The organism is Streptococcus oralis, assembly GCF_001579025.1.
GTDB lineage: Bacteria > Bacillota > Bacilli > Lactobacillales > Streptococcaceae > Streptococcus > Streptococcus oralis_X.
Genome location: NZ_KQ970235.1, coordinates 555746 through 566813 on the forward strand (window position 1 = coordinate 555746; position 11068 = coordinate 566813).

Sequence of the window (11068 nt, forward strand, 5' to 3'; positions counted from 1 at the left end):
CGGTAACTACTGAAAAGTGGTTATCGTTTTTGTTTTGAACATTGGAGGAGAAATAGTATAATAACAGTATCTTTATTCTTGAACAATTAACAAAATGATAGTAAAATGTAATAGGAGATATTAATCTAATTATTATATAAAAAGGAGAATTTTATGAAAAAGTTACTATCCTTCTCAATTGCTTTGCTTTCCATCACAACATTAGTTGCTTGTTCTGGACATAAGGCGGAATCAAAGGTCCCAGAAGAAAAAATTGAACAGAAGCAAATCAAGTTTGATGAGAAGTTGTTTAAAGAAGCTGGACTCTTGCCTTTTAAAAATGAGAAACAACTAGAACTTGGAGAATTGGATTCTAAATCACGCGCAACGGGTGCTCATATTCAACTTAAGGACAGTGATGAGCCAACTGAGAAGAGAGAGTCCAAGTTGACTTATGATCCAGTTGGATGGCACAATTATAAATTCTTTTATGGTGATGGTAAAAAAGAAGCTTGGTTGATGAGTAGAGGTCATCTGATTGGTTACCAATTTAGTGGATTAAACGATGAAAAGAAAAACTTGGTTCCTATGACTAACTGGCTCAATGCTGGAAATTATTCTGGAACAGATGACCAAAACCAAAGTAGCATGCTTTATTATGAAAATCGATTGGACTCTTGGTTGGCCAATCACCCCAACTATTATCTTGACTACAAGGTAAACCCAATCTATCAGAAAGATGAATTAATTCCGAGACAAATTGAATTGCAGTATGTGGGAATAGATGAAAATGGCAAACTCTTGGAAATCAAATTGGGTGGTAGTAAAGAAAAGGTTGATCAGTATTCAGTGACGCATGTTGTTTTAGACAATGTTTCAGCTAATGCGGAAATCAATTATTTGGACGGTACGGCTAAAAATACAGTTGAAGATGCAAAGATAAAAGAAGAAAAAGAAAAGGCTAAGAAGGAAGCTGAGGAAAAAGCCAAGAAAGAGGCAGAAGAAAAAGAAGCAGCTGAAAAGAAAGCAAAAGAAGAAGAACAGGAAAAAGCTCGCCAAGCCGCACAAGAACAGGAAGAAAGCCAGGAATCAAACTCGCCATCAACAAATTCAGGTGGCTACTTTAGAGATAGAAAAGGGAGATGGCACAGACCAAATGGTAAATTTGCTTCTAAGAAAGAAATCAGAGAAGCCGGATTGCAGTGGTAAGAAGAATTTAGTAGATACACAGTCAAAAAGCCGTTGGAAAACGGTTTTTTGTTATAATTAAATGAAGAATGTAGAATTAAAGGAGAAAAATTTGATGAGATACATAACTCTTGGTCAAGATGACAAACAATTATCAGAAATTGTTCTCGGAATGATGAGAATAAAAGATAAGTCTGTAAAAGAAGTTGAAGAGCTTGTAGAAACAGCACTTTCTGTTGGAATCAATGCTTTTGACTTGGCTGATATTTATGGTCGTGGTCGTTGTGAAGAACTGTTAGGTATTGTCCTAAAAAATCGTCCAGATTTAAGAGAAAAGATGTGGATTCAGTCCAAATGTGGCATTCGCATTGAAGAATTTACCTATTTTGATTTTTCTAAGGACTATATTATAAAATCAGTCGACGGAATTTTGCAAAGATTGAAGATTGATCATCTAGATAGCTTGCTTCTTCATCGACCAGATGCTTTGATGGAATCTGACCAAGTAGCAGAAGCCTTTGATCTTCTTTATAAACAAGGTAAGGTCCGAGATTTTGGAGTTTCTAATCAAAATCCTATGATGATGGAGTTGCTTAAAAAAGATGTCAAGCAGCCGTTAGCTGTTAATCAGCTACAATTGAGTGCGGCTTTTACTCCAGGATTCGAATCAGGTTTTCATGTTAATATGGAAGATAGTCAAGCAACTATGCGAGATGGTAGCATTTTTGAATATTGCAAATTGCACGATGTGGTCATTCAAGCATGGTCTGTCTTACAATTCGGGTATTTTAAAGGGAATTTTGTTGGAAATGAGAAATTTCAAGCTTTGAATCAAGTACTTGATCGTTTAGCTTTTAAATATGGAGTAACTCCTTCAACTATTGCAATTTCTTGGATATTGCGTTATCCAGCTAAAATGCAGGCAGTCGTAGGTACAACAAATCCAAAGCATTTGATAGAAGCTAGCCAAGCAACAAACTTTAGCTTAACAAGAAAAGAATGGTATGAAATTTATCTTGCTGCAGGGAATGATTTGCCCTAGGTAGAAGCAGATTTGAATAAATCACAATCAAAAAGCCGTTTTAAAGCGGTTTTTTGTTATAATGAAGTGAAGATTTATCGATATAAAAGGAGAAAACTATGACATTTGAAGAAATTTTGCCTGGGTTAAAGGCTAAGAAAAAATATGTTCGTACTGGCTGGGGAGGGGCTGAAAACTATGTTCAACTTTTTGATACGATTGAACAAAACGGAGTTGCACTTGAAGTGACGCCCTATTTCCTAATCAACGTATCTGGCGAAGGAGAAGGTTTTTCTATGTGGAGCCCGACACCTTGTGATGTTTTGGCGACGGATTGGGTAGAAGTGCATGACTAAACGTGTATTGATTACGGGAGTAAGTTCAGGGATCGGTCTGGCTCAAGCTCGCCTCTTTTTAGAGAATGGCTATCAAGTTTATGGAGTTGACCAAGGTGAAAATCCAGTTTTAGAGGGTGATTTTCACTTTTTACAGAGAGATTTGACCTTGGACTTGGAGCCAATTTTTGACTGGTGCCCTTATGTGGATGTTTTGTGCAATACTGCTGGAGTTTTGGATGATTACAAACCACTGTTGGAACAATCAGCCCAGGAAATTCAAGAGATTTTTGAAATCAACTACGTGACTCCTGTTGAGTTGACTCGGTATTATTTGACACAAATGTTGGAAAATAAAAAAGGAATTATTATCAATATGTGTTCCATTGCCTCAAGTCTAGCTGGTGGTGGTGGTCACGCCTATACTTCCTCTAAGCATGCCCTGGCTGGATTTACCAAGCAGTTGGCTTTAGACTATGCTGAAGCTGGGATTCAGGTCTTTGGTATTGCTCCAGGTGCAGTCAAGACTGGAATGACTGCAGCTGACTTTGAGCCAGGTGGATTGGCAGATTGGGTGGCTAGCGAGACACCCATCAAACGCTGGATTGAGCCAAGTGAAATTGCAGAAGTCAGCATATTCCTAGCTAGCGGTCACGTATCCGCCATGCAAGGACAAATCCTGACAGTGGATGGTGGCTGGTCTTTGAAGTAGGAGGAGTAGGATGGAAATCAAACATCATTTTGGTGTATACGGAGTCTGTCTTCAAGAAGGTAGACTTCTCTGCATTGAAAAAACGAGAGGCCCTTATCAACATCGTTATGATTTACCTGGTGGGAGTCAGGAACTAGGTGAGGGGTTGACAGAAACTCTCAAGAGGGAAGTTATGGAAGAGACGGGGTATACGCTTAGCGATTATTCAAACCCTAGAATCTATGATGTGCTAGTTCAAGAAAATGGGCAAAACTTCGTCGTACATCATATCATGGCCTTTTATGATATTGAGATAAACGAGGAGGAACCTCAAGTCACGATTTCTGAAGCTGTGTCTGATGGTGCGAATGATTCACTCGGATATATTTGGATGGATATTCAGAAAATTACAGAGGAAAATGCATCGCCATTAGTCTTGAAGGTCAAAGCAGAGTTATTAGGACTTCCAGAACTGGACAAGACCTTGTATATGAATTGGAAGGTGAATGATGAGAAACCAACTTGCCCTTAGTGGCGAACGAATTGTTGAAAAAGTTTACCCTCAATTATTACATCATGTTGGTATGATTCGTGGAGAATACTTACTGAGAGAGCTTAATCAAAACATCCTATTAGCAAGTTGTCAGCAATTTGTAAAAGATTATCTAGATACCATTTGCTCCTTGTACTCAGATGAAGAGGTTTGGTATCGTTTTTCAGAGTTAACAAATACAGAAGCTAATTGTTTAGAGGGGACTAAAGAGCATTTTGATGAAAATCATCCCTTGTTTGGATATAGAGGGATAAGGCGTTTGTTGGCATGTTCAGATGAATTTCAGGCTGAGGCAAATGTCGTTACAGAAGTTTATCAAACCAATCCCAATCTGTCTGTTATTTTTCCTTTTGTCAATGATGCCGACCAATTAAAACAAGCTATTACAGCATTGCGTCAGCATAGTTTTACTGGGAAAGTCGGCGCTATGATTGAATTACCGTCTGCGTATTTTGATTTGGACAGAATACTGGAAACTGGTATTTCAAAAATTGTTGTTGGAATGAACGATTTGACTTCTTTTGTTTTTGCGACTGTGAGAAATAGTCAATGGCATGATATGGAAAATCCCATTATGTTAGATATGCTGAGACAGATGCAGGATAAAGCAACGGCGAAAAAGATAGATTTCGCAGTAGCAGGCTATCTGAATATTTCTTTCATACAAAAAATGAATCAGATGGGTATCAAGTGCATTATCCACTACAGTTCTATTCCAGAGATTTTTAATTTAGAGATTGATCATCCAGACCATCTCAAACGTATAAAAGAAGTAAGTAAAAAATTACAAAGGAGCACACATGACATCGCAAGAAATGTGGAATGCATACAAGCAAATCAATCCCTCTATCGGAGATGAGATAGATGCCTGGGCTTTTGGAGTGGAAGCAGATCTCTTGGCAGATTTGGTACTAAGAGGCGAGAAGACAGCAACCGCCTCAGCCTACGACCTCTACGCACTAGAAGACGAACCTCTTCCACAAGAAGGGACCTTCGATGTTATTTTAGATAGTCAAGATCGGGCTGTCTGCATTGTCGAAATTACCAAGGTTTCCGTTCAGCCTTTCAATCAAGTTTCTGCTGACCACGCCTTTAAGGAAGGGGAAGGTGACAAATCCCTAGCCTATTGGCGCCAGGTTCATGAGGACTGTTTCACCGAGTGGATGAGGGAGGCTGGACTAACTTTTACACCTGACAGCAAGGTTGTTTTAGAAGAATTTCGCAAGGTCTACCCACTCTAGACTGTAGAAGGAAGAAAGTTTTGGAAATTACCGTCCAATCCTTTTTTCTTAAGCAAAACATGATATAATAAGTTTGTTTGAAGAAGAGTAAAACTCTTAAACTTAGAATAGGAGAAAACTATGCAAGCAGTTGAACATTTTATTACCCAATTTGTTCCTGAACACTATGATTTATTTTTAGACTTGAGTCGTGAGACCAAGACCTTTTCTGGAAAGGTGACTATTACTGGTCAAGCCAAGACTGACCGTATTTCCCTTCACCAAAAAGATTTGGAAATCGCTTCTGTAGAAGTTGCGGGTCAAGCTCGTCCATTTACAGTTGATCATGAAAATGAAGCCCTTCATATCGAACTGGCTGAGGCTGGTCAAGTTGAAATGGTCATCGCTTTTTCAGGAAAAATTACAGACAACATGACAGGGATCTACCCTTCTTACTACACAGTGGATGGTATCAAGAAGGAAGTCTTGTCTACTCAGTTCGAAAGCCATTTTGCGCGTGAAGCTTTCCCATGTGTGGACGAGCCTGAAGCCAAAGCAACTTTTGACCTTTCTCTACGTTTTGACCAAGCAGAAGGTGAATTGGCCTTGTCAAACATGCCAGAAATTGATGTTGAAAACCGCAAGGAAACAGGTATTTGGAAGTTTGAGACAACACCTCGTATGTCATCTTACTTGTTGGCCTTTGTAGCTGGTGACTTGCAAGGGGTGACGGCTAAAACTAAAAATGGTACCCTCGTAGGTGTCTATTCAACCAAAGCTCACCCATTATCAAACCTTGATTTCTCATTGGACATTGCCGTTCGCTCAATCGAGTTTTACGAAGATTACTACGGAGTTAAGTACCCAATCCCTCAATCTCTTCATATCGCCCTCCCTGACTTCTCAGCGGGTGCAATGGAAAACTGGGGTCTGGTAACCTACCGTGAAGTATACTTAGTTGTGGATGAGAACTCAACCTTTGCCAGCCGTCAACAGGTTGCCCTTGTTATCGCTCACGAGCTCGCCCACCAATGGTTTGGGAACCTCGTGACTATGAAATGGTGGGATGACCTTTGGCTCAATGAAAGCTTCGCTAACATGATGGAATACGTCTGTGTGGATGCCATCGAGCCAAGTTGGAATATCTTTGAAGATTTCCAAACAGGTGGTGTGCCGGGAGCACTTAAACGTGATGCGACTGATGGCGTTCAGTCTGTCCACGTCGAGGTTAAACACCCAGACGAAATCAATACCCTCTTTGATGGAGCTATCGTTTATGCCAAAGGAAGCCGTCTCATGCACATGCTTCGCCGTTGGCTCGGTGATGCTGATTTTGCTAAAGGTTTGCATGCCTACTTTGAAAAACACCAATATGGCAATACCATTGGTCGTGACCTTTGGAATGCCCTTGGAAAAGCGTCAGGACGTGATGTTGCAGCTTTTATGGATTCTTGGTTGGAACAACCTGGTTATCCAGTTCTCACTGTCAAAGTTGAAAATGCTATCTTGAAGATTTCACAAAAACAATTCTTTATCGGTGAGCACGAAGACAAGAACCGCCTCTGGGTGGTGCCACTCAACAGCAACTGGAAAGGCTTGCCAGATACACTCGAAACTGAAAGTATCGAAATCCCTGGCTACACCGCTCTTCTTGCTGAAAATGAAGGAGCTCTTCGTCTCAATACTGAAAATACGGCCCACTACATTACCGACTATCAAGGAGACTTGTTAGCAGCTGTTCTTGCTGAGCTAGAGACACTTGATAACACAAGTAAACTTCAAATCGTTCAAGAACGTCGTTTGTTGGCTGAAGCAGGGCACATTTCTTATGCTGACTTGCTCCCAGTCCTTGATAAACTTGCTAAAGAAGAGTCTTACTTGGTAGTTTCAGCTGTTTCTCAAGTGATTGCTGCCCTTGAGCGCTTTATTGATGAAGGAACAGAAACTGAGAAAGCCTTTAACAGTCTGGTTGCTAAATTGGCTCGTCGCAACTATGACCGTCTTGGTTTTGAAGCCAAAGATGGAGAATCAGATGAAGACGAATTGGTTCGTCAGTTGGCTGTTTCTATGATGATTCGTTCAAATGATGCAGAAGCTAGTCAAGTTGCTAGCCAAATCTTTGCAGCTCACAAGGAGAATCTTGCAGGACTTCCAGCAGCAATCCGTGCTCAAGTTCTCATTAATGAAATGAAACACCATGAGACCAAGGACTTGGTCGCAACTTATCTGGACCTCTACACTCATGCCACAGATGCTGTTTTCAAACGCCAGTTGGCAGCTGCTCTAGCCTACAGTACAGATGCTGATAATATCCAAACCTTGATTCGTTCATGGAAGGACAAATTTGTGGTGAAACCACAAGACCTTTCTTCATGGTACCTCCAATTCCTAGGACACCAAGCTACCCAAGAAACTGTTTGGGTTTGGGCGCGTGAAAACTGGAATTGGATCAAGGCAGCTCTTGGTGGGGATATGAGCTTTGACAGCTTTGTCATCTTCCCATCACACATCTTTAAAACAGAAGAACGCTTGGCAGAGTACAAGGAATTCTTTGAGCCACAACTCTCTGACCTTGCTCTTAGCCGTAACATTCGTATGGGGATCAAGGATATCGCAGCGCGTGTTGATTTGATTAAGCGTGAGAAAGCTGCAGTAGAAGCTGTTGTAGCCCAATATGCTAAGGCTTAATTCGTTCAAAATGTAAACAAAAACTCAACTTTCTATCTGAAAACGAGAGAGAGTTGAGTTTTTTTTAAGGCAATTTTGGTATAATAATCATAACAAGGAGGAGTTTCTCATGATAAAAATCTTATTAGTAGAAGATGACCTAGGCCTGTCAAACTCAGTATTTGACTTTTTAGATGATTTTGCAGATGTCATGCAGGTTTTTGATGGAGAAGAAGGTCTCTACGAAGCAGAAAGTGGCGTCTATGACTTGATTTTGCTTGACCTGATGTTGCCGGAAAAAAATGGCTTCCAAGTTCTGAAAGAATTGCGTGAAAAAGGAATTACGACACCAGTCCTTATCATGACAGCTAAGGAAAGTTTGGATGACAAGGGACATGGTTTTGAGTTGGGAGCGGACGACTACCTTACCAAACCTTTCTACCTAGAAGAACTTAAAATGCGGATCCAAGCCCTTCTCAAACGTTCAGGTAAGTTTAACGAAAACACCTTGACCTATGGGGATATTGTCGTCAACCTTTCAACGAATGAGGTTAAGGTGGAAGACACGCCTGTGGAACTACTCGGAAAAGAGTTTGAGTTATTGGTTTATTTCCTTCAAAATCAAAATGTTATTCTTCCCAAGACGCAAATTTTTGACCGTCTATGGGGATTTGATAGCGATACGACGATTTCCGTTGTAGAAGTCTATGTCTCAAAAGTTCGTAAGAAATTGAAGGGAACAGCCTTTGCTGAAAATCTTCAAACCTTGCGTAGTGTCGGGTATATTTTAAAAGATGTTCAATAAACTAAAAAAAACATGGTATGCGGATGATTTCAGCTATTTCATTCGAAACTTTGGAGTGTTCACCCTGATCTTCTCTGCTATGACCTTGATTATCCTCCAGGTCATGCACTCGAGTCTCTACACTTCTGTAGATGAAAAACTCCAAGCCCTTAGTAGCAGTCCCCAAGCGGTTATCCAGTTAGCCCTGAATCGGGCAACTGAAGAGGTTAAGGATATTCAACCAGCAACAGCGGATGCCAACAAGGCTGAAATCAAGCCCAATGTCAGCTCCAATACGGAAGTCTTGCTCTTTGACAAGGATTTTAATCAGCTCTTACTGGGCAATCGCTTTTTAGGTTTGGACAAGATCAAGCTGGACAAAAAGGAGTTGAATCACATTCGCCAAATCCAAGTTGTCAATAGCTATGGTCAGGAAGAAACCTATCGGATGATTTTGATGGAAACCAACTCATCTTCCGTCTCAAGTAACGTCAAATATGCTGCGGTTTTAATCAATACCAGCCAGCTCGAGCAAATCAGCCAAAACCACGAGCATTTAATTGTTGTAGTCATGGCTAGTTTCTGGCTCCTGTCTTTAATTGCCAGTGTTTACCTGGCACGTGTCAGTGTCAAACCCTTGCTGGAAAGTATGCAAAAGCAGAAATCCTTTGTTGAAAATGCGAGTCATGAACTGAGAACGCCTTTGGCCGTTTTACAAAATCGTTTAGAGAATCTCTTTCGAAAACCAGAGGCAACAATCATGGAATCCAGCGAAAGTATCGCTTCCAGTCTTGAAGAGGTTCGCAACATGCGTTTCCTCACGACCAATCTTCTCAACCTTGCACGTCGAGATGATGGAATCAAACCAGAAATAGCAGAAGTTTCTCCACAATTCTTTAAAACAACCTTTGCCAACTATGAGTTAATTGCTTCTGAAAATGATCGTGTTTTCAACTATGAAAATCGAATTTACCGTCCATTCATGACCGATCAGTTGCTCCTAAAACAACTCATGACCATTTTATTTGACAATGCCATCAAGTATACTGAAGAAGATGGGGAAATTGAGTTTGTAGTCTATGCTACAGATCGCCACCTCTATCTAACAGTAACGGATAACGGAATTGGGATCTCAGCTGCCGATAAGAAGAAAATCTTTGACCGCTTTTATCGTGTAGACAAGGCGAGAACCCGTCAGAAAGGTGGCTTTGGTCTTGGACTATCTTTAGCCAAGCAGATCGTAGATGCCTTACGAGGAACGATTAGCGTCAAAGATAACAAACCTAGCGGGACAATTTTTGAAGTTAAGATTGCTATTCAATCTCCTTCAAAACGTAAGAATAAATAAAAAAGACAGTTATAGAACTGTCTTTTTTGATAACTGAAAAAGAGGTTGGTAGTAGTACCAACCTTTATTTTGAAAATTTTCGTTTCATTATCTTTCTTTGAAGTTGTAAAAGGGCGAAACTAAGACCCATTGCAGCGACAAAGGATAAAGCTGTATTAAATTTTATAGCTAAAAAGATAAAACTAAAAAGTGCCATAAAAATACAGAAACAAGCGATATTTACAAAAAATAAAATCTCTTTTAGGTTAGGGCCGACTGGGGCTTCAGGTGTGTAATCTTGGTAAAGCGGAGTTTGTTTCGATTCGGGAGCTTGTTCAAACTCATAAGCTTCTAGTTTTCTTGCGGACATGATTCTCTCCTTAACAATACATAACTATTTTATCATTTTTTATGCAGAGAATTATTACAGGATTGTTACAAAACTACTAAAGTCTCTTATCATTCTCTAAGTCGCTCTCTTGACACCTACAAGGGAAAATGGTAGCATGGATGTTACACTTAAAACAGATGACCTGACCTTCTCTTTTATAAATATACTGAGAAAGGAAAGGATAACTTATATAAATTGATAGCAAGCTGAGGCTTTTTCCTAAGATGATTTGTTAAGTTGCTACCTGATTTATTTTAAAAAGTATAGGTAGGAGTTGTTTTGAATGGATGATAAGACAGAGATTCTGTCTATTGGACTGGGTTGCATTCTTGCTACCTCTGGGAAAAGTAAAAGGAGATAAGCATGTATCTTGCTATCAAAGAGATATTACGAAACAAACTTCGATATAGTTTGATCTTAACGACCATTTTTCTTATCGCTTTTATGGTCTTTTTTATGACCAGTCTAGCTCTTGGTCTTGTGCGAAACAACCGAGCAGCTATTGATAATTGGCAAGCGACGGGTGTCGTTTTATCCGACTACGCAAATGATAATTTGACGGCATCCTTTATTCCTGAAAAGGACTACAAGGAAAAGAGTTCTGAAGAGGCTGCTCCATTGGGCTATATGTTCGCTGTAACCAATCTAGTCGATGGTAGTGAAAAGATCAACGTTTCCATCTTTGCTCAAAATTGGGACTCTTTTATCTCTCCTAGTTTAACGGAGGGAAGGTACCCAGAAGGGGATGATGAGGTTGTCGTGGATCAGTCTTTTGAGAACTATGGGATGAAGCTAGGTGATGCCATTCAGCTCAATGGAAGTGAGACAAGTTACAAGATTGTAGGCCTGACTCAAGGAAATAAGTTTTTCACTGAGCCTGTTGTCTTTACGAGTCTGACAACTTATTGGACC

General features: G+C 40.1%; 12 protein-coding genes. 11 read left to right on the forward strand and 1 reads right to left on the reverse strand.

What is annotated here, in order from left to right:
- Positions 1–153 precede the first annotated feature (153 nt).
- From SORDD27_RS02605 to SORDD27_RS02650, 10 genes are all read left to right on the forward strand, one after another.
- Complete coding sequence (locus tag SORDD27_RS02605; protein WP_049518535.1) at positions 154–1188, forward strand: DNA/RNA non-specific endonuclease; 1035 nt, start codon at positions 154–156, stop codon at positions 1186–1188.
- Positions 1189–1282: 94 nt separating this feature from the next.
- Positions 1283–2209 (forward strand): aldo/keto reductase, encoded by a 927-nt coding sequence (locus SORDD27_RS02610; protein ID WP_061427153.1) that lies wholly within the window; start codon positions 1283–1285, stop codon positions 2207–2209.
- A gap of 98 nt (positions 2210–2307) precedes the next feature.
- Positions 2308–2544, forward strand: a complete 237-nt coding sequence (locus SORDD27_RS02615; protein WP_000141913.1) for a DUF2829 domain-containing protein — start codon at positions 2308–2310, stop codon at positions 2542–2544.
- Entirely contained in the window at positions 2537–3235 is a 699-nt protein-coding gene (locus tag SORDD27_RS02620; RefSeq protein WP_061427154.1) for a 3-oxoacyl-ACP reductase, read from the forward strand. Before SORDD27_RS02615 ends, SORDD27_RS02620 begins: the two co-directional genes overlap by 8 nt.
- Positions 3236–3245: 10 nt before the next feature.
- On the forward strand, positions 3246–3746 hold the full coding sequence (locus tag SORDD27_RS02625) for an NUDIX hydrolase (RefSeq protein ID WP_061427156.1): 501 nt from the start codon (positions 3246–3248) through the stop codon (positions 3744–3746).
- A complete protein-coding gene (locus SORDD27_RS02630; protein WP_061427158.1) occupies positions 3724–4626 on the forward strand; it encodes a putative PEP-binding protein in 903 nt (300 codons plus the stop codon). The genes SORDD27_RS02625 and SORDD27_RS02630 overlap by 23 nt, the downstream gene beginning before the upstream one ends.
- Complete coding sequence (locus tag SORDD27_RS02635; RefSeq protein ID WP_061427160.1) at positions 4568–5008, forward strand: ASCH domain-containing protein; 441 nt, start codon at positions 4568–4570, stop codon at positions 5006–5008. Before SORDD27_RS02630 ends, SORDD27_RS02635 begins: the two co-directional genes overlap by 59 nt.
- A 120-nt stretch (positions 5009–5128) precedes the next feature.
- Entirely contained in the window at positions 5129–7675 is a 2547-nt protein-coding gene (locus SORDD27_RS02640; protein WP_061427162.1) for a M1 family metallopeptidase, read from the forward strand.
- A 109-nt stretch (positions 7676–7784) separates the two neighbouring features.
- Positions 7785–8459, forward strand: coding sequence for a two-component system response regulator CiaR (ciaR, locus tag SORDD27_RS02645; RefSeq protein ID WP_000590630.1), 675 nt, complete (start codon positions 7785–7787; stop codon positions 8457–8459).
- Positions 8449–9786, forward strand: a complete 1338-nt coding sequence (locus tag SORDD27_RS02650; RefSeq protein WP_061427164.1) for a sensor histidine kinase — start codon at positions 8449–8451, stop codon at positions 9784–9786. Before ciaR ends, SORDD27_RS02650 begins: the two co-directional genes overlap by 11 nt.
- 64 nt (positions 9787–9850) lie before the next feature.
- On the opposite strand, the gene SORDD27_RS02655 is transcribed toward SORDD27_RS02650, so the two are convergent.
- Positions 9851–10135, reverse strand: coding sequence for a DUF3270 domain-containing protein (locus tag SORDD27_RS02655; protein WP_001276158.1), 285 nt, complete (start codon positions 10133–10135; stop codon positions 9851–9853).
- A gap of 384 nt (positions 10136–10519) precedes the next feature.
- On the opposite strand from SORDD27_RS02655, the gene SORDD27_RS02660 reads away from it, so the two are divergent.
- Positions 10520–11068, forward strand: a 549-nt coding sequence (locus SORDD27_RS02660; RefSeq protein WP_196755620.1) for an ABC transporter permease, incomplete at its 3' end; no start/stop codon positions are given.